This is a genomic window from Tautonia plasticadhaerens (assembly GCF_007752535.1).
Taxonomy (GTDB): Bacteria; Planctomycetota; Planctomycetia; order Isosphaerales; family Isosphaeraceae; genus Tautonia; species Tautonia plasticadhaerens.
The window spans coordinates 697,962-722,632 of the sequence record NZ_CP036426.1 but is presented as its reverse complement, the minus strand read 5'-3'; the positions used below and the strand labels follow the sequence as shown (position 1 = coordinate 722,632).

Annotated in this window: 19 protein-coding genes and 3 tRNA genes; 11 read left to right on the top strand and 11 right to left on the bottom strand. The window is 70.8% G+C overall.

Annotated elements, in window-relative coordinates:
- Nucleotides 1-22: 22 nt before the first annotated feature.
- Both ElP_RS02695 and ElP_RS02690 read left to right on the top strand, forming a co-directional pair.
- Nucleotides 23-1,243: an anthrax toxin-like adenylyl cyclase domain-containing protein gene (locus ElP_RS02695; RefSeq protein WP_145267001.1), complete on the top strand. Its 1,221-nt coding sequence runs from the start codon at nt 23-25 to the stop codon at nt 1,241-1,243.
- Nucleotides 1,244-1,282: 39 nt separating this feature from the next.
- Nucleotides 1,283-1,792 carry a hypothetical protein gene (locus ElP_RS02690; protein WP_145266999.1) on the top strand — a complete coding sequence of 170 codons (510 nt, stop codon included), beginning with the start codon at nt 1,283-1,285 and terminating at the stop codon, nt 1,790-1,792.
- 60 nt (nt 1,793-1,852) lie between these two features.
- On the opposite strand, the gene ElP_RS02685 is transcribed toward ElP_RS02690, so the two are convergent.
- Nucleotides 1,853-3,235 carry a PQQ-dependent sugar dehydrogenase gene (locus tag ElP_RS02685; protein WP_145266997.1) on the bottom strand — a complete coding sequence of 461 codons (1,383 nt, stop codon included), beginning with the start codon at nt 3,233-3,235 and terminating at the stop codon, nt 1,853-1,855.
- Between the two features lie 213 nt (nt 3,236-3,448).
- Complete coding sequence (locus ElP_RS02680; protein ID WP_145266995.1) at nt 3,449-4,681, bottom strand: cytochrome c3 family protein; 1,233 nt, start codon at nt 4,679-4,681, stop codon at nt 3,449-3,451.
- 294 nt (nt 4,682-4,975) lie between these two features.
- Between ElP_RS02680 and ElP_RS02675 the strand changes: the two genes are divergently transcribed.
- Genes ElP_RS02675 through ElP_RS02660 form a run of 4 tightly spaced genes read left to right on the top strand, consistent with a single transcriptional unit; the run spans nt 4,976 to nt 10,603 of the window.
- Nucleotides 4,976-6,757, top strand: coding sequence for a proline--tRNA ligase (locus ElP_RS02675; protein WP_145266993.1), 1,782 nt, complete (start codon nt 4,976-4,978; stop codon nt 6,755-6,757).
- Complete coding sequence (locus ElP_RS02670; RefSeq protein WP_145266991.1) at nt 6,754-7,059, top strand: hypothetical protein; 306 nt, start codon at nt 6,754-6,756, stop codon at nt 7,057-7,059. The genes ElP_RS02675 and ElP_RS02670 overlap by 4 nt, the downstream gene beginning before the upstream one ends.
- Nucleotides 7,056-8,204 (top strand): glycosyltransferase family 4 protein, encoded by a 1,149-nt coding sequence (locus tag ElP_RS02665; RefSeq protein WP_231749428.1) that lies wholly within the window; start codon nt 7,056-7,058, stop codon nt 8,202-8,204. The genes ElP_RS02670 and ElP_RS02665 overlap by 4 nt, the downstream gene beginning before the upstream one ends.
- The gene (locus ElP_RS02660) at nt 8,204-10,603 is read left to right on the top strand and encodes an O-antigen ligase family protein (protein ID WP_145266989.1); all 2,400 of its coding nucleotides are present in this window, start codon (nt 8,204-8,206) and stop codon (nt 10,601-10,603) included. Before ElP_RS02665 ends, ElP_RS02660 begins: the two co-directional genes overlap by 1 nt.
- A gap of 91 nt (nt 10,604-10,694) precedes the next feature.
- Here the strand turns inward: ElP_RS02660 and ElP_RS02655 are convergent, their stop codons facing one another.
- The 6 genes from ElP_RS02655 to ElP_RS02630 all read right to left on the bottom strand — a co-directional run bounded on the left by ElP_RS02655 (nt 10,695) and on the right by ElP_RS02630 (nt 19,544).
- Complete coding sequence (locus ElP_RS02655) at nt 10,695-11,150, bottom strand: hypothetical protein (RefSeq protein WP_145266987.1); 456 nt, start codon at nt 11,148-11,150, stop codon at nt 10,695-10,697.
- A 66-nt stretch (nt 11,151-11,216) separates the two neighbouring features.
- Nucleotides 11,217-14,993: an FG-GAP-like repeat-containing protein gene (locus tag ElP_RS02650; protein ID WP_145266985.1), complete on the bottom strand. Its 3,777-nt coding sequence runs from the start codon at nt 14,991-14,993 to the stop codon at nt 11,217-11,219.
- A gap of 135 nt (nt 14,994-15,128) precedes the next feature.
- Nucleotides 15,129-16,070, bottom strand: coding sequence for a nitrilase-related carbon-nitrogen hydrolase (locus ElP_RS02645; RefSeq protein ID WP_145266983.1), 942 nt, complete (start codon nt 16,068-16,070; stop codon nt 15,129-15,131).
- 49 nt (nt 16,071-16,119) lie between these two features.
- Entirely contained in the window at nt 16,120-16,992 is an 873-nt protein-coding gene (locus ElP_RS02640; RefSeq protein ID WP_145266981.1) for a tetratricopeptide repeat protein, read from the bottom strand.
- 62 nt (nt 16,993-17,054) lie between these two features.
- Nucleotides 17,055-18,617 (bottom strand): serine/threonine-protein kinase, encoded by a 1,563-nt coding sequence (locus ElP_RS02635; RefSeq protein WP_145266979.1) that lies wholly within the window; start codon nt 18,615-18,617, stop codon nt 17,055-17,057.
- A 147-nt stretch (nt 18,618-18,764) separates the two neighbouring features.
- The gene (locus tag ElP_RS02630; RefSeq protein ID WP_145266977.1) at nt 18,765-19,544 is read right to left on the bottom strand and encodes a 3-ketoacyl-ACP reductase; all 780 of its coding nucleotides are present in this window, start codon (nt 19,542-19,544) and stop codon (nt 18,765-18,767) included.
- Between the two features lie 188 nt (nt 19,545-19,732).
- Between ElP_RS02630 and ElP_RS02625 the strand changes: the two genes are divergently transcribed.
- The 4 genes from ElP_RS02625 (at nt 19,733) to csrA (ending at nt 21,296) form a co-directional block, all read left to right on the top strand.
- Nucleotides 19,733-19,806 (top strand) — tRNA-Arg (locus ElP_RS02625).
- Nucleotides 19,807-19,857: 51 nt separating this feature from the next.
- A tRNA-Arg gene (locus ElP_RS02620) sits at nt 19,858-19,931 on the top strand.
- A gap of 239 nt (nt 19,932-20,170) precedes the next feature.
- Complete coding sequence (locus ElP_RS02615; RefSeq protein WP_231749426.1) at nt 20,171-20,896, top strand: RNA polymerase sigma factor; 726 nt, start codon at nt 20,171-20,173, stop codon at nt 20,894-20,896.
- A 196-nt stretch (nt 20,897-21,092) separates the two neighbouring features.
- Nucleotides 21,093-21,296, top strand: a complete 204-nt coding sequence (gene csrA, locus ElP_RS02610) for a carbon storage regulator CsrA (protein WP_145266973.1) — start codon at nt 21,093-21,095, stop codon at nt 21,294-21,296.
- 36 nt (nt 21,297-21,332) lie between these two features.
- On the opposite strand, the gene ElP_RS02605 is transcribed toward csrA, so the two are convergent.
- Nucleotides 21,333-21,884 (bottom strand): DJ-1/PfpI family protein, encoded by a 552-nt coding sequence (locus ElP_RS02605; protein WP_145266971.1) that lies wholly within the window; start codon nt 21,882-21,884, stop codon nt 21,333-21,335.
- Nucleotides 21,885-22,053: 169 nt separating this feature from the next.
- Here ElP_RS02605 and ElP_RS02600 point away from each other — a divergent pair.
- Nucleotides 22,054-22,125, top strand: a tRNA-Glu gene (locus tag ElP_RS02600).
- Nucleotides 22,126-22,144: 19 nt separating this feature from the next.
- Here the strand turns inward: ElP_RS02600 and ElP_RS02595 are convergent.
- Complete coding sequence (locus tag ElP_RS02595) at nt 22,145-23,593, bottom strand: dicarboxylate/amino acid:cation symporter (protein WP_145266969.1); 1,449 nt, start codon at nt 23,591-23,593, stop codon at nt 22,145-22,147.
- Between the two features lie 41 nt (nt 23,594-23,634).
- Entirely contained in the window at nt 23,635-24,582 is a 948-nt protein-coding gene (locus ElP_RS02590; RefSeq protein ID WP_145266967.1) for a histone deacetylase family protein, read from the bottom strand.
- Nucleotides 24,583-24,671 lie beyond the last annotated feature (89 nt).

Here is a 24,671-nt window from a genome sequence, read left to right as displayed (position 1 = left end):
CCTGCATCGATCGGGGGTGGAGATGGGAAGCCAGCGGACGCCGGGGCCGATCGGGCTGGAACCGATCCGGATGTGCCTGATCGACGAGGGGACGCTGAACCGCTCGACGACGCCCACGCCGGGGCCGTCGAGGGGGATCGATCCGGTCGATCGGATGGCCATCGAGGATCGATTCCAGGAGGTGCTGACGAGGACGGTCCCGCTGCTGCCGGAGGGGATCCGGGGCGAATTCGCGGCGATGATCACGCCGGCGAGCCTGGCGATCATGGCCGGGGTGCTGGCGGTCTGGGCGGGGTCACATTATTTCGGCGTCGGGTTCGTGGTGGATGCGATCCTGCTGATCGCCGGGGGGATCTTCCTCGGGGTCCAGGTCTGGTCGGCCGCCTCGGATCTCGTCGGCGCGATCGAGCTGACCGCCTCGGCCACCTCGGAGGCCGACCTCGATCAGGCGGCCCGCCTCCTGGCCCGGTTCATCGCGGTGGTCGGGGTGGCGGTCTTCGCGGCCCTGGTGCTCAGAGGGGCGAAGAAGGGGATGCCGAGGGCGAGGGCAGCGGCCGCCTCGGCCGCGAAGCACCTGGGAGGGATGACCGCCTCGCACTCCCGGGTCTTCCAGCGGGTCGCGCAGGAGACCGGCCGGATCATCGCCGTCCGCAACACCAACCCCCTGTCAACCCGATGGATCGAGCGGGGGTTCCCCCCCAAGCCGATGCAGATCAAGATCAAGACGAGCAAGAAGACCGGCGTCGTGACCGCGCAGGGGGACGAGATCGCCGAGGCGAGGAAGGCCGGGTACTTCGTAGTCGACGCCGACGGCGTCCCCCGCAACGCGAACGGCACCCGGATGGACTTCAACACCCCTCCCGACTGGCCCCTGGAGCCGGGTCAGGTGATCCACCCGATGCAGAAGAAACCCCTGGTGGGGGACTACGACCTCCTCGGCGTGATCGACCCCCAGGCCCCCGGCCGGAACCTCGTGGTGGCGGCCTCCGAGGGGCAGATCCTCGACGACTGGTCCAGCCCGGCCGTCCGGGACGTGGCCAACCGGGTCAACGCCATGCTCGACCAGCCCCGGGTCATGCACGGCGCCCACGACGGCTACCGAGGGGCCAGGCCCGACTTCTCCGACGCCGGCGGCAGCACGGTCTTCCTCCCTGACGGCTCGATCCGGAACCTCGACACGGCCGAGGACGTGGCCGACTTCTACAAGGAACTCGGCCGGCAGCCGATCACCGGCCGGTACTGACCCGTGGGGCGCCGCATCGTGTGGGAGCAGTTGGGGATCATGAGGTCGAGCCTCGATCCGAGGCCAGGCCCCCGGGAGACGATCGCCGCCGCGATGCGGCTCCTGCGTCTCGCCATCGACGCGGAGGACGTTCACGCCGCCTGCATGGCCAGCACCGTCCTCTGCATGAAGATCCGCAACGAGGTCGAGCATCGACTCCGCGACGAGCCCGACTGGGACTCGAAGGGGAGATGGCTGGCCACCTTCTCCACCGCGAACCTGTACCGACTCCCCCCGGGCCGGGTGCGGGTCTTCGACGCGATGACCTGGGGCTCCCACTCGAACACCGCCGGCCGATTGTGGCCCGAGCCCTTCGAGACGGACCTGCGGTTTGACCAGGACGCGGCGGAGTTGACCGCCTACCGCATCCGGTTCGGCGATCGTCGGAGCCTCCCGAACGAGGGAGTCCGCGAGGGATTCGCCCGGACCGTGCGGGACATCCGGGACGGGGCCGTTTCCTGGCGATACGAATGGCAGGACGGACCCCCGATCACCCCCGTCGATCGGTGAACCGACCGACGGCCTCGGGGTCCGAGGCCGTCGATCAATGCACCGGAGAGGTGACTGAATTCAGCCGAGCCGAGATCGCCTGGACCTGCGGGCGGCGAGGCCGAAGAGCCCGGCCAGGCCCAGGGCGGTGAGGGCGACCGAGGACGGCTCGGGGATGATCGCCGTGAGGACGTAGATGGCCCCCTGCCCCGCCCCTCCGAAGGTCACCGGGCCGATGGTCGAGAGGTCGGAGAGGTAGAGGCGGTCGCCGGTGGCGAGCAGGCCGTCGAGGTGGCCGAGGCCGTCCTGGTTCCCCTCGATGAAGTGGATGTAGCTGTCGCTGGCGAGGTCGTAGAAGACCAGCGGGTTTTCGGCGTCGACCCCCGAGGGGGCGCCGTTGAACCGGCCGTGGAAGCCGATGAAGACGCCGTGGCCGAGGATCGAGCGGAAGGTGTCGGGGGCGAACGCGATCTCGTTTGCCCCCTCGGCCTCCAGACCGTTCGAGGGGTCGGGGATCGGCTGGAAGGCGACGAGCAGCGAATCGTCCGAGCCGCCCTGGCCCCCGGTGCGGTAGGGGACGAAGTCGTCGGGGAAGCCGAAGTCCTCGATGGCCCCGCCGATGTCGCCGACGGCGATCCGGTTCAGCTCGTCGGCGCTGTGGGGCTCATTGGAGTTGCTCAGGCCGTCGATGCCGTTGTCCTGGAAGAAGAGGTCGCCGGTCAGGGGGTCGAAGGCGATCCCGGCGGCGTTGCGGAGGCCCGTGGCGATCTGCTCCGGGGCGGAGAAGCTCGGCGCCCCGGAGCCCGAATCGGTGACGGTGACCCGGTAGATCGAGTCGCCGTTGAGGTCGGCGTCGATCAGGCCGGAGACGGGGACCGGCGTGGTGGTCCGATCGGCGTTGGTCCGGGAACCCACGTTGAAGAAGAGCTGGAAGGAGCCCGGCGTGGTCGAAGACTCCCGGACGGCCAGGGCGTAGGTGGTGTGCAGGGTGTTGCTCGGGAAGGCGAAGTCGATGGTGCCGAGCGCTGTCAGGGAATCCCCGGGTGAGGATCCCATCCGCATCACGGTGATCTTCTCCTGGCCCGGCCGGGAGCTGGTGACGAAGAGCAGCTCGCCCGCCTGTCGGACCGAGGTCACGGTGCCGGTCAGGCCGGTGGCGACGACTTGGCCGGGGCCGTCGGCCACTCCGTCCCGATTCGTGTCGGTGAATCGGAGCAGGGAGCCGGTCGAGTTGTAGATGCTCCCCCCCGAGGCGGGGTCGCTGGTGCCGACCAGCAGCGACCCGTCGGCGAGCTGCTGCATGCTCGACGGGAAGTTCAGGCCGGAGGCGAAGGTGGTGAGCCGGAACCGCCCGGCGAGGGACGGGTGGATCGTCGGCTCGGCCCGGGAGACGACCGGGGCGGCGAGCAGGGCGATGAGGATGAAGGCGGGCGGCCGGAGCCGCGTTGATCGACCTTGAGTCACGTCGGGGCCTCCTGCTTGGGAGAGGATCGTCGACGCAGGCCGGGATTCACCGCGCGGATCCCGGCAGGACACCGCCCCGGGCCGTCGACCTCGACGCCCGGGGCCTCGTCCGTTTCGTCGGAAACGCATTGGAATCCGGCCGAGGCCACGGATCCAGTAAAATCGGCCCTCGTGTTGCCGAGGGCCGACGTGCCGATCGGTGCCCGCCGTCGCTCAGTGGGGCCTTGAGGCGTCGCCGGGCGGTTCGACCTCGGTATCGTCCCGGACCCGGATCCAGTGGTCGGCGAACCGGATCCCCTGCCCGGCGTCGACCCGGGGCATGTGGCAGGAGGTGCAATCCTGGGATGGGGAGACAGGGCAGGGCGTCTGGGAGGGGTGGGACGGCTTGTGGCAGGAGAGGCAGGTGGCGGTATAGGAGGAGGCGTCGCGGGAAGGGCGGTCGTGGGCGTCGTGGCAGGTGGTGCAGCTCAGGGCGCCATTGCTCTCGATGTAGCAGGCCGACTGCATCAGGCCGACGGGCTGGAAGCGGGCGAGCTCGGAATTGCCGGGACGCAGCGCGGCGACCGGGGCCTGCGACGGGTGACGGTGGCAGGCGCCGCAGAGGAGCATCTGGTCGTTGGCCGAATAGCGGCCGGGGCCGAAGGGCATGGCGAGGTCGTCGGGGTGGTCCCCCCGGCGGGCGGCCTCGACGTGCGCGCGGCCTGGGCCGTGGCAACGCTCGCAGGAGACGGTGGGGATCATCGAGTGCACGTCGACGGTGTCCGGGTCGGTCATCGAGGTCAGGGTGACGTGGCACTTGATGCAGTCGAAGGCGTCCTCCCCGGTGAGGATCCGGCCCAGCGCGTCGGTGCCGGGGGAGGGCTCGTCCATCCCCTGGCCGGGGGTGATCCGGACCGAGCCGTCGGCGTAGGAGGTGAGCCGGTGCTCCCGGAGGGTGAAGTCCCGAGGGTCGTCGTCGAGGACGCTGAGGAACGTGGTGGCGTGGTAGCCGGAGCCGAAGGCGTAGTCGATCGGCAGCCGGTCGACCCGGTCCCCCTGCCGACGCTCGACGGCGAAGCGGTCGTCCTCCAGGAGGAAGCTCCAGGTGACCCCGGGCCGCTCGAAGTCGACGACCTCCCGGCCGTCGAGCTGCTGCGCAAGGGCGCGGTCGGCGGCGGGGCGGAAGGTCCGGCTGTGGCCGTTGCGCTCGTGGTAGACGGCGATCGACGGGTGACAGTCGGCGCAGGCGTCGTCGCCGACGAAGTCCGCCCGGGTGAAGCCGGCCGGGTGGGCCGAGGTGGCGCCCCGGAGCTCGGAGGCCTCCGGCTCGGGCTCGCGGGCCGTCCACCAGAGGAGCCCGCCGACGGCGACCAGCCCGACGACGCCGAGGAGGATCGCCTCGCGGATCTGGGAGGAGGCGTCCGGTGGGGGCGGGGGGGCGTCGGTGCCGGGTTCGTTCGAGGCCATGGGGGGCGCTCCGGGGCCCGGGGGCGGGACGGTCGCCCTCGGTCGCGACGCGTCGGGGCGAGGTGGGCTTCGAGTCTATCGGCCGGGTGAGCCGATCGTCGACGTCTTCTTCCGGAGGGGGGCATTCTGGTAGACTCGGCGATCCTAAGTCGGGCCGCCGGGCTCGCGTTCCACGGGGAACATCCGGGGCGACGGTCGGGCCGTCGCGACGCTCGCGGCCGGACGCCCGGACCGACAGGGTCCGGCCTCCGTCCCGTCACCGCCCCGCAACGAATCGCACCGGGAGAGGAAGCCGTGCTCTGGTCGAACGCCCTGATCCCGACCCAGAAGGAGTCGCCGGCCGACGCCGTGGCGCCGAGCCACGTGCTGCTGCTGAGGGCCGGGATGATCCGGCAGCTCGGGGCGGGGACCTACACGTATCTCCCCCTGGGCCTCCGGGTCCTGAAGAAGGCCGAGCGGATCGTCCGGGAGGAGATGGACGACGCCGGGGCGCTGGAACTGCTGATGCCGGCGATGCACCCGATCGAGCTCTGGGAGGAGACCGGCCGGGTCGGCACGATGGGCGAGGTGCTCATCAAGTTCGACCTCGGGGGCGACCGCAAGGTCTGCCTCGGGCCGACCCACGAGGAGGTGATCACCGACCTCGCCCGGGCCTTCCTCACCTCCTATCGCCAGTTGCCGATCACGGCCTATCAGATCCAGACGAAGTTCCGCAACGAGCCACGTCCCCGGTTCGGCATCGTCCGGACCCGGGAGTTCCTGATGAAGGACGCGTACAGCTTCGGCGCCGACGTCGAGCAGCTCAACGCCAGCTACGAGGTCATGTACGAGGCCTATTGCCGGATCTTCGACCGCTGCGGCCTGCCCTACGTCGCGGTCGAGGCCGAGAGCGGCCCGATCGGCGGCGACGCCTCGCACGAGTTCATGGTCCCCTCGCCCTCGGGGGAGGACCAGCTCATCCACTGCGGGAAGTGCGGCTACGCGGCGAACGTGGAGAAGGCGGAGGTCGGCACGATCGACGACCCCTCCCCCGCCCCGGGAGACGTACCGCCCCCCTCGGAGGTCGAGACGCCGGGGAAGAGGACGATCGAGGAGGTCGCGTCGTTCCTGAAGGTCTCCCCCGAGGAGACGGGCAAGCTGCTCGTCTTCCTGGCCGACGGCAAGCCGGTGGCCGTCCTGGTCCGGGGCGATCACGAGGCGAATGAGGGGAAGGTCCGCCGCGCCTTCGGGGCATCGACCCTGGAGCCGGCCGACGCGGCGGCGATCCAGAAGGCCACCGGTGCCCCGATGGGCTTCCTCGGGCCGGTCGACCTCAAGCTCCCGATGGTCGTGGACCAGTCGGTCGCGGCCATGCCCCGGGTAGTCGTCGGCGGGAACAAGGAGGACGTCCACTTGAAGGACGTCGTCCCCGGCCGGGACTTCCCGCTCGACCGGGTGCTCGACCTCCGCAACGCCCTGGCCGGTGATCCCTGCCCCCGGTGCGGGGCGACGCTGGAGGTGGGCAACGGGATCGAGATCGGCCACGTCTTCAAGCTCGGCACTAAGTATTCCGACGCGATGGGGGCGATGTTCCAGGACGCCGAGGGGAAGACGCACCCGCTCATCATGGGGTGCTACGGGATCGGCGTGAACCGGATCGTCGCCTCCGCCGTCGAGGCGGGGAACGACAAGAACGGGATCATCTGGCCCCTGAACCTCGCGCCCTACGAGGTGCTGATCGTCCCGCTCCAGGTCGACCCGGACGGCGAGGTGATGGCCAAGGCGAGCGAGATCGCCGAGGCCCTGAAGTTCGCCGGGGCCGACGTGCTGATCGACGACCGGGACCAGCGTCCCGGCCCCAAGTTCAAGGACGCCGACCTGATCGGGGTCCCCCTGCGGGTGGTCGTCGGCGATCGGGGGCTGAAGGAGGGGAAGGTCGAGCTGAAGTGGCGGCACGAAGCCGAGGCGTCGACCGTGCCGGCCGAGGGGGCGGGCCTGGCCGTGGTGGAGAAGCTGATCGCCGCGCGGCAGGCCGAGGACCGCCGGGTGGCGCAGCGGGCCGAGCAGCGGGCCGCCCGTCAGGGGCAATCGGCATGACCCCGGACGGCCCCGCGCAGGGCCCGACGACCCGGGCCCTGCCGATGGTCCTCTTCGGGATGCTCACCCTGCTGACCTTTGCCGGCCCGCTGGCGATCTTCGTCGTCGGCCGGGGCGGGGAGCGGCCGAGCTGGCCCCCCGACCGGCCGATCGAGTGGCGGGTCTTCCTCGGCGTGACCACCGGCTTCCTGGCGCTGCTCGTCGCCTGCGTGGCCGACGGGATGCTCACCCTCCGGCGCCTGAAACGGGAGGGAGGGGACCGCGCATCGGCGACGGCCGAGGGCACGGAGGCCGACTCGTGATCGAGGCGATGGCCGGGCTCGGCCTGTTCTCGGCGGGGGCGGTGCTCTGCTACGGGCTCTGCCTGGTGGTGCGTTCGGTGGCCCCTCGGGTGGGGCTGATCGACACCCCGGGGGGACGGAAGGCCCACGAGGCGCCGACCCCGATGGGGGGCGGCGTCGCCATCTGGCTGGCGCTCGTCCTGGTGCTCGGCCTGGGGACGGCCTGGGTCGCCTCCGGGCTCCCCCTCCCCCCCGAGATGTCGAAACATGCCGAGGGGTCGATGCTCCGGGTCCGCTCGCTCTGGGTCATCGTCGGCCTGGCGACCGGGATGATGCTCGTCGGCCTGGCCGACGACCGTTTCCGACTCGACTGGAAGCCGAGGCTGGCCCTGCAGGTGCTGGCGGCGGCGGGGCTGGTCGCGGCCGGGGCGCAGATCACCCTGTTCGGGCCGCTCGGCTGGCCCCCGATCCGGTGGGGGATCACGATCCTCTGGGTGGTCGGGCTGACCAATTCGTTCAACTTCCTCGACAACATGGACGGGCTGTCGGCGGGGGTGGGCCTGATCGTCGCGTTGCTGTTCGTCGGGGCGCAGGCGGCGGTCGGTGCGCTGTTCGTGCCCGCGGTCTTGCTGGTGCTGGCGGGGTCCCTGGCGGGGTTCCTGGTGCACAATTCCCCCCCCGCCAGGCTCTTCATGGGGGACGCGGGGAGCAATTTCCTCGGGTTCCTGCTCGGGGCGATGACGGTGGTCGGCACCTTCACGAAGGATTACCCGGGCTCGGGTGACTCGCCGTACGGGGTGCTCGCCCCGCTGCTGGTGATGGCCGTGCCGCTCTACGACACGGCGTCGGTCATCCTGATCCGCGTGCGGGCGGGCCGCAGTCCCTTCCAGGCGGACCGGAGCCACTTCTCGCACCGGCTGATCGAACGCGGGTTGACCCCGCCGTGGGCCGTGCGGACGATCTACCTGGTGACGCTCTCCGGGGGCCTGGGGGCCTTGCTGCTGCACCGGCTCGACGGCTGGGGGGCGGCGGTCGTGGTGTCGCAGACGCTCTGCGTGCTGGGCGTCGTGGCGATCCTGGAAATCAAGCGGCCGAAGGCGACGGCGTCGGGGCCCCCGTCGCCACCGGCACCGGCCGACGAGGCGACCACGGGATCAATCCGCTGATGGGCAGCCGAGCCGGCAAGACGCGACGCCCCCCGATCACGACCTCCCGATCGTCGTCGGTCCCGGTCGATTCGGGGCAGGAGGACTCCTCCTGGCTCGGCGAACGGATCCGCCGGATCGCGCTGGGGCTGACCGCCGCCCTGGTCGTCGCCCGGGCCTACTGGCCGGCGGAGGGGATGACCGAGCTGGAGACGGGGCAGCAGCTCCCTTGGACCTTCGCCCTGCTCGCCACCGCCACCCTCGCGGTGACGGGGGCGATGCTCGGTCGGTCGCTCCGGTTCCGATTCTCGTGGGCCGACGCGGCGATCGTCGGGCTGATCGCGGCGGTCGGGGTGAGCGCCTCGCAGGCGCTGGACCGCCGGGTGGCGATCAACCTGGCGTGGCAGTGGGCCGGCGTGGGGCTCGCCTACGTCCTGCTCCGGAATCTGCCGAGGACCCGGGCGGAATCCTGGGCCCTGGCCGGCATCCTCGCGGCGACGGCGGCGGCGGTCTCGGCGTATGCGGTCTATCAGGTCGGCGTCGAACTGCCCGAGCTTCGTCGGCAGTACGAGCGGAACCCCGAGCGCGTGATGGCCCTGGCAGGGGTGACGGCGGAGCCGGGCTCCCCCGAATACCGGCTGTTCGCCGACCGGCTGGTCGGCTCGAAAGAACCCTATTCGACCTTCGCCCTGGCGAACTCGCTGGGGGGCTACGTCGTCGGGCCGCTCGTGCTGGGCCTCGGCGTCCTGCTGGCGGGGCTGGCGCGAAGGTTCCGGGGTGATCGGGATCCCTTCAACCCGCAACCGACCTGGTCCTCGCTGCCGATGGCGGCGCTTCCGGTGCTGCTGCTGCTCGTCGTGCTGCTGCTGACCAAGAGTCGGAGCGCCTTCCTCGGCCTGGTGGTGGGTGGGGCGATCCTCGCGGTCGGCCTGGGCCCGAAGCTGGGCCGGCGGGGGGTCATCGGCGGGGCCCTGGGGTCGATCGTCGCCGGGGGCCTGGCGGCGGCCGGGCTCTTTCGCCTCGGCTACCTCGATCGGCAGGTGCTGACGGAGGCGACCCGGTCCCTGCGGTTCCGGTTCGAGTACTGGGTCGGCGCCTGGAGGGTCCTCACCGACGGCGGCGCCTGGCTGGCCGGCCTCGGCCCCGGGAACTTCCGGCCGGAGTACCGCTTGCACAAGCTCGTCGAGGCGAGTGAGGACGTCGCCGACCCGCATAACCTCCTCCTGGAAGTCTGGGTCGTCGCCGGGATCGCCGGACTGTTCCTGCTGGTGCTCGGGCTCGGATTGGTGCTCTGGAATCTGCTCGGTCCGGCTCGACGCGGGAGCGACGAGCCGGCATCGAATCCGGCGATGGAGGCCGACCCGCCCCGGCCCGCCTCCCTGCTGGCCTGGGGAGGGCTCGGGGGATGGCTGGCGGTCCTGATGCTCGGCGACCTGAATCTCTTCGCCGATGACAACGAATCCCTGCTCCGCTGGCTCGTGCTCGGCGCGGGCTGGGGGCTGGCCGTCGGGCTGGCCGGTCCGCTCTGGGCGAGGGTCCCGCCGTCCGGGGTCGCCTTCGGGGCCGCGGTGGTGGCGATCGCGGTCAACCTGCTCGCGGCCGGGGGCATCGGCTACGCGCCGGTCTCCTGCATGCTCTGGGGCCTGGCGGCGGTCGGCCTCAACCTCAGGGACGACCGGCCCGCCGGGAGGCTCCGGGAGTTGCCGGGCCTCTTCCCCCCCTTCGTGGCGGCGGCGGTCCTCTCGGCCCTGCTCGGCACCTTCTACGGCACGGTCTCCCCCTACTGGAGATCCCAGGCGCTCATGAACCGGGCCGACGCCATCCTCGCCGACCACCCCAATATCCCGAGGCAGGAAGACATGGACGAGGTCGCCCGCCTGCTCGACCGCGCCATCGCCGCCGACGCCTACGCCACCCGCCCCTATCTCGCCCTGGCCGAGCTGGAGTTGCTCGCCTGGCTCGGGCGGGGGGCGCCTCCGGAGGACGCGGCCTGGAACCGGGTCGAGGAGATCCTCACCGAGGCCCGGACCCCGCCCCGCAGTCCCCTCTCGCTGGAGGTCCGAGTCGCCCGGTTGAACATCGCCGCCCGGATGCTCGACGCGAGACGGGACCTGCCTTCCTCGGTGCAGGGCCAGTTGCGGACGATCATCGCCGATGCCGCCTACACGATCGCCGAGCTGAATCCCACCAGCGCCCTCGCCCATGCTCAGGCGGCCGAGGCGCTCGCGGCCGTCGACCAGTTCGATCGGGCGGCCGGCGAGGCGGAGCGGGCCCTCGAACTCGACGCCCTGATCCCCCACACGGAGAAGAAATTGTCGGGGCCGTCCCGCGAGCGGCTGGTCGAGGCGATCCCGGAGTGGCGGGGGAAGGCCGAGGAGGTCCGGGCGGCTCCCGCTGAGGGGACGAGCAATGAGGGCTGAACCGACATCCTGAGGCATCGAACGCGGGGGGGTGCGCGTCCCGCCGGATCTCGCAGGAGCAGGCGCTGCGATCCGATCCCTTCGGGGCACCTCAGTCGAGGTCGTTCGCGCCCCGGTGGGGCTTCGGCTTGTCCCCGGAATCGGGCCCGCTGGTCAGGGCTCGGCCGAGCAGCCCGAGACCGCCCCAGGCCAGGTGCACCGGCACCACCACGGGGCTGAAGGCGAAGGAGAGCAACGCGATCAGCGCGGCCTGCTGGTCCGTCGCGCCGTTCCGCTTCGCCCGACGGGCCCTCGGACGCAGAAAGAACAGTCCGCCGACATAGAGCGCACCGACGATCGCGAGGATGGCCGGGGGTCCGATCGACCGGGAGGCGGGCGGTCCCAGGCCGTCGCGCCCGCCTCGGTCCCGACCCCGGGACTCGGATGCGACCGCCCCCGCCCCGGGGGCAGGGTCGGGATCCGGGCGGGAGGACGTCCACACGACGAAGCCGAGGACGAGCACGAGGACGATCGCGATCAGTCCGCAGAATCCCCCGGCCTCGTCCATCGCTGCTCCTCCCGCTCGGATGGGTTCTCATGGCTCCCGGCTCGGAGGACGGGATGCATCGGTCGTTCAATCGCCCCCGGCGATGCGGGTCTGATAGGTGTCGAGATCGCGTTGAGACTCCGGGTCGCGGGGCCGCTCGACGCCCGGCCCGAACGGATATTCGGGCATGTCCTTCCAGGGGAGCGGGCCGACGGCGTCGCTCCCGGCGGTGAACGGGTCGGCGTCCTTGCAGTAGCCGATCGAGCGGAGCACGAAGCTGCGCGTCCAGGCCTCGGGGAGCCCTGGGGCGGTGGCGTCGAATTCGAACCGCAACTCGTCGCCGGGGCCCACCAGGCAGAGGCGGTCGTCGTCGGCGGTGAGCAGCTCGGTCACGTCGCCGAAGCGGGTCAGCCTCCCGGCGAATGGGGCCAGCGGGGCCGGGTCGACGTACTCGTAGTCGTAGAGCAGTGGGAGCCGGCCGTCGGGGGACACCTCCCGGATGTAACCCTTCGCCCCCAGCTTCGCCCGGGAGACGGGGAGCGAGGTGACCCGGAGCGCTCGCTCGGCCTCGGGGTCCCGGACGGCGAGGAAGGCGTGATCCCAGTAGCATTCCATGTTCGTCCGGACCCGGAGGACGCAGCGATCGCCGGTCAGCTTGCCGGTCAGGTCGAGCGTCGTCATCCGGGGCAGCCCGGCAGGATAGCCTGGGTCGGCCTCGATGACCTCCCACGAGCCGTCGTCCCGGAGGCGTTCCAGGACCGGCGGCATCAGCTCGACGCCGGCGGTCGAGGCCGCGTAGTTGGTCTGGGAGTAGGGGTACTCGACCCACCCGGCCAGGCAGAGGACCAGCGAGTCGTCGGGCCCGAACCGGGAGAGGCGGTCGGCGAAATCGAGGACGATCCCGTGCTCATCGGCATACCCGATCCAGCGGACGTGCCGCTTGAAGTCGTCGACGGTGTCCCGGTCGTTCGCCGAAAGCGTCTCCAGGACGTCGTCCCCCTCCAGGTCGGTCGCGGCCTGCGGGGCGATCGTCTCCCTCCAGGCGATCAGCTCGCCGGTCGGGCGGTTGCCGCCGGGTGAGAACCGCTCGTCGGGGTGGGCGTCGACGCCGGGCGGGCGGTCGACGACGTCGAGCACGAGGTGGTCGAGGTAGGAGACCTCGTCCATCGGCTCGGTGATCGAGAGGCGATAGACGCCCCCCTGCTCCGCCAGCTGATCGGCCCGGACGTGGACCATCTCGTCGCGGTCGGGCTGGCTGTACACCCCGGGGGCGACGAGGTAGCCCATGCCGCCGCCGCCGAGGATGTCGCCGATGCAGGCGAACCGCTCGCCGTTCCACGTGAAAAGCACCGGGCAGGAGCCGGTCTTGCGATTCTTCTCGGCGAGCGTGACCATCACGTCGGCGGCCTGGTTCAGCTCGGTCTGCATCACGCCGTCGGGCCACCTGAGGCGGACCAGCGGGACAAGTTCGGAACTCCCGAGGCCGAGCACGACCGGGGTGATCGACTGGGCCGTGCCGGACTCGGTCGAGGTGTGGTGGTACTGGACCGACAGGTCGGCCCCTTCGAGCGAGACCTTCGTCCCCAGGCCATGCGGGTTGGTCCGCATCAGCTCGGGGTAGATGTTCCAGCGGCCGGCGAGGTCGAGCCCCAGCCAGCGTCGGCCGTTGCCGAGATTCTCGGCGACGATCGGCGGGGCGCCGTCGCGGACGTAGACCGCGTCGGGCAAGGGCGACTCGTCGAACAGGTCGACGAGCGCTCCGCCGAGGATCGGCGACGGGTCGTCCTCCGACGATGCTGCGGGGGCGGTCGGCAGGGGACGCGCGGAGGAGCGGTCCCCCTCGTTGCGGGCCCAGGCGGGGATCTCGCCGTCGGCGAGGGAGGTCGAGAGCAGGTCGGGATGGCCGTCGAGGTCGAGGTCGGCGACGGTGGCCGATCGCCACCCCTTGGCGTCGATCGGCCAGGGCTCCAGCTTCAGGTCGAGCGCCTCCCCCCTGCCCTCCGAGGAATTCCGCCAGGCGATCGCACCGCCGTTGGCCCCCAGCCCGACGAGGTCGGGTCGGCCGTCCTGATCGAGGTCGACGACGAGCAGCCCCCCCAGGCGGGCGGCGAGGTTGTCGGCCGGCAGGTCGACGGCGTGGAACTGCCCGAGCCGGTCGTTCAGCGCGACGCGCAGGGGTTGGCCGTCGGCGGCGAGGACCAGGTCGAGGTCCCGATCCGAATCGATGTCCAGGGCCGCAACGGCCGAGTGCGGGACCTCCGCATCGTGCAGCGCGATCGCGTCGCTCCAGTCAGAGAAGGCGGTTTCCAGGCCGGCGACGGCGTTGGCCTTGGGGCCCTCCACCGCCAGCGGCGCGGCCGAGAGGGACGTGCCGGCGTCGACCGGGACCGGCGTCCCATCGTTGCGGTAAGCGACGGTGAAGGCGCCACCCTCTGAGTCGTCGGTGAATGCCTGTTCGGACCGGGAAACGTCGCAGTGGTTGACGACGAACAGGTCGAGGTCGCCATCGAGGTCGAGGTCGAGCCAGCGGGCCGTGACGGTGAGGGCGTCGCCGCCGTCCGTGTCGGTGGCCTCGGTGAGGTCCTCGAAGCGGCCCTCGCCGGTGTTGCGGAGCAGGAGGTTGGGCCCGACCCGGGCGAGGTACAGGTCGGGGAAGAAGTCGGCGTCGAAGTCGCCGGCGGCCACGCCGATGCTGGGGAGGTCGGTCGGCAGGCCGAATTCGGCGGACGCGTCGACGAAACGACCATCCCCCAGGTTGAGCAGGAGCGCATCCCGGACGCCGTCCGGGCCGACGACGGCGGCGGTGGCGTAGAGGTCGATCTTGCCGTCGCGGTCGGCATCGAAGGCGGCGACCCCGGCCCCGAAGCGGTCCCGGGCACGGCCGACGACGGCGAGGGGGCCGGTGAAGTCGCCCTTCGAGGCCCAGCGGTGCCCCTCGGGGAACTCGACCTCGGCGACCCGCATCTCGGAGAACCTCGGCGGCGGGGCGTCGGCCACCGGTGGGACCCGTCGGGAGGGGGGGCCGACGAGTTCGGCGTATCGGCCCATCTCGCCGTAGACCTTGGCGGCGGTGTCTCCCATGCCGGGCGGGGGCTCGCTGCGCTGGGGGTCGAGGCGATTCTTCAGGTCGGTCAGTCGGTCGTAATCCTCGCGTCGGCCGACCTCAGGGCGGACGTAGACCCGTGAGAGGTTGTAGAGGGCCGGGACGAGGTAAGGATTGATGGCGAGGGCCCTCTCCAGCGGCTCGACGAGTTTCTCGGGCTCGAACAGGGCGGCCCGCTCGGTGCCGGAGGAATCCGGCATGGTGACGGCATACCAATAGAGGGCATGCGCGTCATAGGGGTCGCCCTCCACGACGGCGGCGAACTCGTCGTGTGCCTCCTTCCAGCGGCCGACCTGCTCCAGGATGATCGCCTTGCTGTAGTGGGCGTGGAGGTTGTCGGGCTCCTCGGCGAGGACCTCGTCGAGCAGCGCGATGGCCTGTTCGAAGCGGTCGGGGCCGCCGTCGCCCCCGGCCTCGGTTGCGCCGCCGGACTGGGACTCGTCATCGGCGATGGCCTCCCCGGTCTGATTGAGCAGGGCGATGGCGAGGTTGATCTTGGCCGGCTGCCAGTCGGGGGCGAGTTCCCGGATCTCCCGGAAACGGGCGGCGGCGTCGGCGTACTCGTAGCGCTCCATGTGGCCGAGGCCGGCGTAGTGGGCCTCCAGGACCGGCTCCATCTGCGAAGGAAGGATTCCGGGGATGTCCGCCCCGGGGACGGCCGGGCCCTTACCCTTGAACCAGCCGCACCCGGGGAGCATGAGAAGGATGGCGAGCGGGACCAGTGCGAGGAGCGGCGGGCAGTCGCGTCGCGGAAGCCGCATCGTCGGAAGACTCCGAAGTGAGAGGTCGACTGCGGGCGGTTCGGCCCCGGGGTCGGTGTCCGGCGGATGCCGACGCCTCGGGGGATCGGCCGGCGGTTTCCCCGGATCGGGAGGACCGGCCGGCGGACGGGCGGATCAGGCGTCCCGGCCGGGAGGAAGATAGATGGGCCGGGCGTAGAGCCCAGTATACGCCTCGCTCCTGATGTGGGACAGCATCGCATGGCCCTGCCGCCGCCGTCGCTCCTCCCGGAGCCCGGCCAGGTCGATTGGGCCGACCACGATCTTCTCACCGGGGCCGGGATCGGCCTGGGCCAGGATCCGGCCGTCGAAGTCGACGACCATGCTCCCGCCCGGCCAGGAGAAGGGCGGGTAGTTGGAGTACGACGCCCCCTGGTTCGAGGCGACCACGAACGCCATGTTCTCGACCGCCCGGGCCCGGTTGAACAGCGTCCACCAGTCCATCGGCGGGGTCGCCCCCCAGGGGTCCATGTACGCCGAGACCCGGATCAGGACCTCGGCACCGCCCAGCGCGAGGGCCCGGAGCGATTCGGGGAAGAGCCAGTCGTAGCAGATCGCCGCGCCGATGTGGCCGATCTCCGTCTCGGCGACGGGGAACAGCGGCTCGTCGTAACCGGGCAGGTCATGGGGGCTGGCGTGGACCTCCCAGGGGAGCCACGGATTGACCTTCCGGTACTTCGACAGCAGCCCGTCGGGGCCGATCAGGCAGGTCGTGTTGAAGACGACGCCCGGCCACCGGGGGTCGGACTCCAGGAAGGTGCCCGTCTGGATGTAGACCCCATGCTGCTTCGCCTTCGAGGCATAGCGGTCGGTCTGCTCGTTGGGGAGCGGGACCGCGAGGCGGTCGAGCAATTCCCCGGCCGTCTCGTAGATCGGCGCCGCGTGGGAGAACTCGGGGAAGACGACGAGCCGGACGTCGAAGAAGGGGCGGTAGCCGACGACGGCGGCGTCGACCATCCCGAGGAGCCGGTCGACCCGACCGGGAAGTTCGTCCCGGGATCGGGAGCAGGGGAGATCCGTCTGGCAGGCGGCGGCGTAGTAGCGGGCGGCGGCGTGCATGGGGCGTCGTCCCGGTCGGTGTTCGGGCGGGGTCGGGCCGGATCCTCGATCAGCGATCGACGCCGCTGGCCTCCCGGAGCGCGGCCAGCAAGGCGTCGGACCGGCGGTCGTCGAGGCGGAGCACTACGTCGGCGGCCCGGTCAATCCGGTCGGACAGGAGCAATTGGGTGCCGAGGACGAGCCAGGCGTCGCGGTCGTCGGGCTCGGCCTGGAGGTGGGCCTCCAGGGAGGCGAGGGCGTCGTGGAAGTCGGCCGGTTCGGCGTGGAGGGCCTGGACGTCGCGGGCGCGGAGCAGCCATCGGGGATCCGCGGCGATCGCCTCCCGGAGTCGGTCGGCGGCCTCCCGGTACTCGCCCCGGACGAAGGCGACCTGGGCGAGGCGGGCCCTCGGGGGGGCCGAGAGCGGGGCGGCGCGCATCGCCTGACGATAGCGACGGTCGGCGCGACGCAGGTCGGCGGCCCGAAAGTTCCGGTCACCGAAGGTCAGCAACTCGGCGGCCCGCCCCGCATCCCTGGGATCAGGGCCATCTCCGGCTCGGGGCCGCTCGGCCGGGATCCCCCCCCCCTGCCCCGGGTCCCCCGGGATCGGGGCTGCTGGGAAGGGGAACAGGACCGGCGACGCCCCGATCGGCAAGGGGACGACCGGCGGCGCAGGGAACGCCGGGGGGATCGTGACCCATGGTCCGCCGCGGCCCGGGGTGACGAAGATGGGGGGGGCGTAGGGGACGAGGCCGCCCGTTGAGGGGAGCAGCACGACCCGCGGCGCGTAGGGGATCACCACCGGCGGCCTCGGGACGCACGCGCCCGTGACGGTGACTGGCGGCCTCGCGGTGGATTCGTCGGCGAGCCCAAACCGTGTGATCCCGCAAAGCGGCAGGACCAGCGGGACGAGCAGTCGGATGGCGGATCGTCGGTCGGGCAACGAGGAGCCTCCGCCCCGGGGATGGGCGATCCACGCCGGATCCGGCCTCCGGCGTCGTCAGCTCAGCCGACGAGCGGGGGGCCGTGGGTCATGGACGGCCTCCCTACGTCACCGGTCCCCCCGGTTCGGTCGATCCCGAGGGACGGTTCGACCAGCGTCCCCGACCGGACCTCCGGGCCGTCATCCGCGACAGGGCCGCCGGCCCAGTCCATGCGAATCAAGCTGATGATCGCGAAGCCGAGAAGGGCGACCACCAGGCCCACGACGGCCCCGCCGATCACCCAGGCCTGGACCGATGCCTCCTGACCGTAGGATCGCCGGGAACCGATCGCGGCCGATCCGGCCGGGGGGTGATCCTCGTCGAGATCGGAGAACGGGTCGAACGCGTCGTCCGCCGCAACTCGGGGCCTCGCGGCGCCTCGACCCCGGCGGAGCGGCTCTGGGGGAGGCCCCGCCGGGCCCGACGGGCCCGATCGGTGTCGGGGGGCCGGTTCTTCCTCGTCCGAGAGGAGGTCGGCCAGCTCCGAAAGCCTCACCTCGGGCTCGGGCTCGGGCCGGGACGTGGGCTCCGGCCTCGGCAACCGGGTCGGGGGGTAGGAGGCGGTCGACGGGGCCTGGATGTCGGCCCCGAAGGGGGGATCGGCCACCGGGGGGACGTCCCGGGTCGAGGGGGCCTCGATGAGCCGGGCGCCTTCCCCGAGGTCGAAGTCGGCGGACTCGTCCTCGTCGGCGATCAGGGCGAATTCGAACGAGCCGGTCCCCTCGTCCGAGTCCTCGACCTCCAGCCGGTCGAGCTCCTCGAGCAGGGCGTCGTAGCTGGCGAATCGGTCGCCGGGCTTCTTGGCCATCAATCGCTGGATGAGCTTGGCGACGGCCCGGGGGACGTCCGGCCGGAGCTGGCGGACGTCCGGGACTGGCTGGGTCGCGTGGCGCCGGAGCTTGTCGGCGATGTGCCCGCCGGGGAACGGGGGGAAGCCGGTCAAGAGGTAATACGAGGTGCACCCGAGGGAGTACATGTCGCTCCGCTCGTTGGCCCCCCGGCTGTCCCTGGCCTGCTCGGGGGCCATGTAGTCCACGGTGCCGACGGTCGTGCCGTGCCGGGTGACGCGTTCGTCCTCCGCCTCGCTCTGGAGGGCCAGGCCCAGGTCGATCAACTTGACCGCGCCGTCGCGGGCCATCAGGATGTTGGCCGGCTTGATATCCCGGTGGACGACCCCCTTGCTCCAGGCGTACCGGAGCCCGAGCGCCGCCTCTCGGACGACCCTCATCGCCTCGGGCACTTCCATCGGGCCGAATCGGCGGACCCGGTCGTGCAGGTCCGAGCCCTCGACATATTCGAGCACCAGGTAGTGCCGGCCGCTCTCCGACCCCCGATCGTAGATCGAGACGATGTTCTGGTGCTCCAGCGCCTCCGCACTCTGGGCCTCTCGGAGGAACCGCTGCAGGAGGGTCGGATTCTTGGCGAGGTAGCGGGGCAGGACCTTGAGGGCGACCTCGTACCCGCTGTCGATGTGGACCGCCCGGAAGACCGAGCTCATCCCCCCCGAGCCGAGCGGCTCGACGAGTCGATAGCTCCCCAGCCGCGTGACGGTCTGGGTCGTCTGTGTCGGGATGATCTCATCCATGGGAAGTCCGATCCCGTCCGGACACCAGGGCGAGCGGGGATCCGCTGACGACCGACGGACGGAGGTCGCTCGGCTCGCCGCCCCGGACGCGGTCGACCATCACTATTCTAGGCCATGCCCCCCGAGAAGCAAAGGACGCCCGTGGGGTCAGAGCCTCCGCAGGTTCAACCCGCCGTCGACGTAGAGCACCTGGCCGGTGGAAAAGCCAAGCAAGCCGGAGGCGACCGCCGACACGGCCTTGCCGACGTCCTCGGGGGTCCCCCATCGTCGGATCGGGCTCAGCCCGTCGGCGATCCGGAGATCATACGCCTCCCGAACCCCTGCCGTCATGTCGGTGGCGATGATCCCCGGACGGACCTCGTAGACCCGGACCCCCTGCTCCGCCAACCGCGCCGCGAAGAGCTGGGCGACCATGCTCATCCCCGCCTTCGAGACGCAATATTCCGGCCGGTTGACGCTGGCGAATTCGCTGGAGATCGAGGTGACGAAGACGATGGTCGGCGGCACCGGGCCTCCCGGGAGGGCCCGATCGAGCATGGCCGAGGCCGCGTACTGCGAGAGGAAGAATGGCCCCCGGAGGTTGATCCCCAGGACGCGGTCCCAGCTCTCCGGGGTGGTCTCCAGAATGTCGAGGCGTCGATCGGGTGCGACACCGGCGTTGTTGACCAGCAGGTCGAGCCGCCCGAAGGCCTCGAGGGTGCGATCGATCAGGGCCCGTCCCTGGTCCAGGTCCGCCACATCGGCCCGAACGGCCATCGCCTTCGGGGAACCCGCCGACTCGGCGAGCCGACACGCCTCCTCAGCGGCCGAGGCGTCCGAGCGATAATTGACGACCACGGCGAGTCCGTCGGCCGCGAGGGACGAGACGATCCCCCGGCCGATCCCCCGCCCCCCCCCGGTGACGACCGCGACGCGAGACTCCATCATCGGCACCTCCGGCCGGCGATCACGCCAGCTTCCCCCTGCCCCCTCGTGCGACCCGATCGGGCCCGCCCGCACAGCATCGGCCCGGGTCCTCGCCCGGTCAAGTGCCGAACCGGCAGGTGGAGGCCCGGGTCCAATCCGTTGACAGTGGCCCCCCTCCCGGCGACAATCACCGCTGCCACCGACCCGATGCGCCCGTAGCTCAGGAGGATAGAGCGGCGGTTTCCTAAACCGCAGGCCGCAGGTTCGAATCCTGCCGGGCGTATTGCCACGATTCCGACCCGTCGGCCCCGACCCCGACCCCTTCTCTCCCGGGGCGCCCGTAGCTCAGCCGGATAGAGCAGCGGTCTTCTAAACCGCTGGTCGCAGGTTCGAATCCTGCCGGGCGCGCTGAATGCAGCGGTCGGCCGTTTCCACGGGCCCGATCGTAGCGTAAGCTCACCAATGGAGGGGATGGGACCGATTGAGGCGGGACCGGGAGCCACTCGGGCCGGTCCCCGTTCCACGTGGAACCAGGGCCGAGCGACCCGGCCGGCCGGCTCCACGCCCATCCTGCCGCCGTCGAGCAGCCCCCATCACCCGGATCGACCCGAGTCGCGTCGATGAAAGGTTCGGAGGACGACCCACCGGTGACGCCAGACCACGCGACCACCGACCGGCTGACCGAACTCCAGACCGACTGGCGTCTGGTCCGATCGGCCCACGAGCCCGGGCCTGAAGGCCAGGCGGCGATGCGGGACCTGATCGGCCGCTATCACGATGCCGTGGAGCGCTACCTCCGCCTCAAGCTCCGGGACCGCAACCTCGCCGATGAAGTGCTCCAGGAATTCTGGATCAAGCTGCTCAACCACAAGCTGGCCGGGGCGGACAACTCCAAGGGCCGCTTCCGGGACTACCTCCGCACCGTCCTGCACCGCCTGATCATCGACCACTTCCGGGGTCGGAAGCTCCAGCCGCTGCCGCCCGGCGACCTCTCCGACCCGAACGTCCCGGACCTGGAGTACGACCGGGTCTGGAGGGAGGTCGTCATCAACCGCGTGATCTCCCGGTTGGAGACCTACGAGGCGAGCACCCCGAAGAACCGGTACGCCCGGGTCCTGAATTTGCGAATGTCCTCCCCCGAAGCCTCGATCGACGAGTTGACCGAAGAACTCGCGAGGCGGACGGGCGAACATCTCACCCCCGAGGCGTTCCGAAAGACGCTCCAGCGGGCCCGGGCGAAGTTCCTGGAGTTACTGATCCAGGAGCTTCGCGAGGGGATGGCCAACCCGACCCCGGACGAAATCGAGGAGGAGATCAACGAACTGGGCCTGGGGGCCCTCTACCGCCGGTACTCCGACGACGCCCCGGTGTGAACCTGCGTCGGCTGCGGATCCGGCGCAACTGCTTGACCTTCCCATCCCCTCCAGCTACAGTTTATCGGATAGCTGGCACGGAGAGAGGGTCTGTCCCTTTCCGGCTGTGAACGCCCGATCACAGCCGCGCCGTGGGCTCATCCCAACCCGGTCACTGACGATCACCCATGACGCGGAACCGCAATGAGGGTTGGCGATGCTGGTCCTTTCCCGGAAGAAGAACGAGAGCATCATCATCAATGACCACATCGTCGTGACGGTGGTCGAGATTCGAGGCGACAAGGTCCGCCTCGGGATCGAGGCGCCCAAGGACGTGAGCGTCCATCGGCGAGAGGTCTACGAGGCGATCCAGAATCAGGCTGAACACCGGCCCGCCTCCCGGCTTTACGAGGACGACTGATTTGAGTCGCCCCGTGTGGGGCAACTCCCCTCAGCGTCACCTCGCCTTGAGGACACGGACGAACTCTCGCATCCAGGGCCCATTGTCCGACCATCCCCGTACGGACACCACTGGACCGGAGACGACCACGTCCCGGTCGACGAACTCACCTCCCGCCGATCGGACGTCGGGGGCAAGGTCGGGATAGCAGGTCAACGTCCGGCCCTCGCCGTAGCCGGCGGCGAAGAGGAGCAAGGGGCCGTGGCAGTTCGCCGCGATCGGCTTGCCGGCCTCCAGGAAGTGCGCGACGATGGCGACCGCCTTCGGTTTGTTCCGGAGGTACTCCGGCGCCCGGCCTCCCGGGAGCACCAGCCCGTCGTAGCCGGTGGGATCGCACTCTTCGAGCCCTAGGTCGGCCGAGACCCGGTATCCGGGCTTCTCCGTGTAGGTGTCGAATCCCGGCTCGAAGTCATGCACGACCGAGAGGAAGCTGCGACGCTCCGGGGCGATGATCTCCACGCGCCAGCCCTCCTCCTCGAGGCGGAACTTGGCGTAATAGATTTCCTGGGCCTCTCCGGCGTCGCCGGTCAGGATCAGGATGCGTTTCATCGTGGGTCGGTCCTGGTTCGAGGGGGCGCCGCGTGATGGGAGTGTGACCATACCGCGCCGGTCGACCCTATTTCAAGCGTCCGGGGCGGTGATCCGCACTAGGAAACCCGCATTCCCAGGACCGCTTGACCGGGGAGGGAATCTTCCCATAATGGGTTCTGCCGAGCCCGGCCCCGTCGTCTAGTGGTTAGGACACAGGTCTTTCACACCTGTAACACGGGTTCGAGTCCCGTCGGGGTCGTTCCAGGAAGCGTGAATACTCAGGGGCGGTCCCCGCCGGGAGTGGCGGGAGGCCGCCCCACGAGCCTTGCCGACTCGGGCGGGGCGGTCGAGGTGTCGAGGGTGGCCGGTTCCTCGGACTCCACGCCGATCCGATCCAGCAGGACGGCGACGAGGATATCGGCGACGACGTTGGTCATCGCCCGGCACCGAGAGAGGGCCCAGTCGACCGTCAGCAGCAGCGGGAGCAACTCCAGCGGCAGGCCGACCGTCGAGAGCACCAGGGCGAGCGAGATCAGCCCCGCCTCCGGCACGCCCGCGATCCCGATCCCGGCCACGACGCACGAGAGCGCCGCGACCAGCTGTTGACCGATCGAGAGGTCCAGCCCATACGCCTGCGCGACGAACAGGACGGCCATCGCCTCGTAGAGCAGGATGCCGTCGTTGTTGAAATTCGTCCCCACGCAGGCCGAGAGCCGGGCGGCGGTCGGCGAGGCCCCCATGCGGTCGAGGCACCGGAGCGTGACCGGGAGCGTCGCCAGGCTGCTGCTCGCCCCCAGGGCATAGGCGACCGCCTCCTTCGCCCCGGACCAGAATTGGCGGACTGACATCCTCGCCGCGAGGATCACCCACGCCTGGTAGACGATGCCCACCTGGATCGCCAGCCCGAGGACCGCGACCCCGACGTAGGCGAAGAGCCCGAGGAACGGCTCGAACCCCTGCTCGGCCACGGTCCGGGCGACCACGCCGAAGACCGCCAGCGGCACCAGGGCGATCACCCAGGAGAGGGCGACTTCGATGGCCCGATAGAGGACGGCGACGGCATCCTCGACCCCCCTGTACTGCTCCAGGCCGTCTCGGATCTGGTCGTCCTTGACCCGTCGCAGTGCCATGCCCCCGAGCACGGCCAGGATCACGATCGAGAGGATCGAGCTCTCCAGGAACGGCTGCACCGGGTTGGTCGGAACGAACCCGAGCAGGTCTCGGAGGAAGTCGAGCGGCCGGCTGCCCACGGCGAAGCGCTCGAGGTCGGCCGCATCCCCCTGCCCCCCCAACCCGGCGGATTGCCGGAGGAATCGGCCGGGCCGGATCACATTCGAGAGCGTCAGGCCAATCACCACGGCGATCGCCGCATTGATCCCCGAGATGCCGAGCATCAGCGCCGCGTTCCGGCCACGGACCCGGGTCCGGAGGAACGCGTCGACGACGGCGAAGAAGAGCAAGGGGCCCGCCAGCCCCTTGATCAGGTCGACCACCAGGCTTCCGAGGTATCCGAGCGTCGCGGTGAATCGCCCGAGCGACTGCCAGGCGTGGAGTACCCCGGGGCCGATCGATCCGGGCAATCGACCCGCAAGGCGCTCCGCCAGCGTCGGATCGGGCCCGATTGCCGCGTGGGCGAACTGGCCGAGCAGGGCGCCAGCCGCCATCGCGAGCAGGATGCAGGTGACGAAGGAGACCCGACGGCCGGGAGGGGTGTCTGCTTGGTCCATCAGGCAATAGGGTGTGGTCGGTCGATTCGGCTCGGGTGAATTCAGGGGGTGTCCGCGCCCAGCGCCCGGAGATGGGCCTCGACGCACTGGGACAGGGTCGCCGGGTGGTAGCCGCCCTCGAGGACGCTCACGATCCGGCCCCCGGCGTGGGTGTCGGCGACCTCCTGGACGGCGTGCGTGAGCGTCTCGAAGTCTTCGGTCTCGAGCCCGAGGTCGCCGACGGGGTCGTTGGCGTGCGCGTCGAACCCCGCGCTGATGAGCACGAGTTCGGGCCGGGTGACGTCGGCCAGTTCATTCAACTCGGAGACGAACCGATCGAGGATCTCCCGACGGGGGGTGCCGTATGAGGTCGGCAGGTTCCTGGTCCATCCCAGGCCCCGGCCGGTCCCCGTCTCGTCCTTCATCCCCGTCCCGGGATAGAACGGATGGCGGTGCAGGGAGAGGAAGGCGACTCGGCCGTCGGCGTAGAACATCTCCTGGGTCCCGTTGCCGTGGTGGACGTCCCAGTCGACGACGAGGACCCGTCCCAGCCCCCTGCTCTCGATCGCGTGCGAGGCCGCGGCGGCGACGGTCCCGAACAGGCAGAAGCCCATCGCGGCCGCGGGCCTGGCGTGGTGCCCCGGCGGCCTGACGGCACAGAAGGCGACCTTCTGAGGCCCGTCGATCACGGCGGAGACGGCCTCGATGGCCGCCCCGGCGGCCAGCCTCGCCGCCAGGAGGGATCCGGGGCCGAGCCACGTATCCGACTCGATCCGGCCCCCGCCGACCGACTCGAACCGGGAGAGCGAGTCGACGTATCCAACGTCGTGGACCCGGAAGAGTTCCTCGTCCGTCGCCTCGCGGACGGTCCCGGAGGGACAGGCGTCTCGGAGGCTCGTCCGCTCCAGATGCCGGATTACGGTCGCCAGCCGCTCCGGGGATTCCGGGTGGCCGATCGGCGGCGCGTGGTCGAGCATCCGGGAGTCGCTGGAGAGGCGGACCATCACCATGGGCGGGATCTCGATCGGGAGCGATGCGGCTCGCCCGGTCTCGGGCCTCGATCCGATGCACGGTACGAAGACGCCCGGGGGGCGTCAAT

What these genes read in the sequence shown, in the direction of transcription:
- ElP_RS02595 (WP_145266969.1), bottom strand. Translation starts at nt 23,593, where the DNA reads ATGGACCAAGCAGACACCCCTCCCGGCCGTCGGGTCTCCTTCGTCACC.
- ElP_RS02690 (WP_145266999.1), top strand. Translation starts at nt 1,283, where the DNA reads ATGAGGTCGAGCCTCGATCCGAGGCCAGGCCCCCGGGAGACGATCGCC.
- ElP_RS02590 (WP_145266967.1), bottom strand. Translation starts at nt 24,582, where the DNA reads ATGGTGATGGTCCGCCTCTCCAGCGACTCCCGGATGCTCGACCACGCG.
- ElP_RS02635 (WP_145266979.1), bottom strand. Translation starts at nt 18,617, where the DNA reads ATGGATGAGATCATCCCGACACAGACGACCCAGACCGTCACGCGGCTG.
- ElP_RS02650 (WP_145266985.1), bottom strand. Translation starts at nt 14,993, where the DNA reads ATGCGGCTTCCGCGACGCGACTGCCCGCCGCTCCTCGCACTGGTCCCG.
- ElP_RS02605 (WP_145266971.1), bottom strand. Translation starts at nt 21,884, where the DNA reads ATGAAACGCATCCTGATCCTGACCGGCGACGCCGGAGAGGCCCAGGAA.
- ElP_RS02695 (WP_145267001.1), top strand. Translation starts at nt 23, where the DNA reads ATGGGAAGCCAGCGGACGCCGGGGCCGATCGGGCTGGAACCGATCCGG.
- ElP_RS02655 (WP_145266987.1), bottom strand. Translation starts at nt 11,150, where the DNA reads ATGGACGAGGCCGGGGGATTCTGCGGACTGATCGCGATCGTCCTCGTG.
- ElP_RS02670 (WP_145266991.1), top strand. Translation starts at nt 6,754, where the DNA reads ATGACCCCGGACGGCCCCGCGCAGGGCCCGACGACCCGGGCCCTGCCG.
- ElP_RS02630 (WP_145266977.1), bottom strand. Translation starts at nt 19,544, where the DNA reads ATGATGGAGTCTCGCGTCGCGGTCGTCACCGGGGGGGGGCGGGGGATC.
- ElP_RS02645 (WP_145266983.1), bottom strand. Translation starts at nt 16,070, where the DNA reads ATGCACGCCGCCGCCCGCTACTACGCCGCCGCCTGCCAGACGGATCTC.
- ElP_RS02660 (WP_145266989.1), top strand. Translation starts at nt 8,204, where the DNA reads ATGGGCAGCCGAGCCGGCAAGACGCGACGCCCCCCGATCACGACCTCC.
- csrA (WP_145266973.1), top strand. Translation starts at nt 21,093, where the DNA reads ATGCTGGTCCTTTCCCGGAAGAAGAACGAGAGCATCATCATCAATGAC.
- ElP_RS02680 (WP_145266995.1), bottom strand. Translation starts at nt 4,681, where the DNA reads ATGGCCTCGAACGAACCCGGCACCGACGCCCCCCCGCCCCCACCGGAC.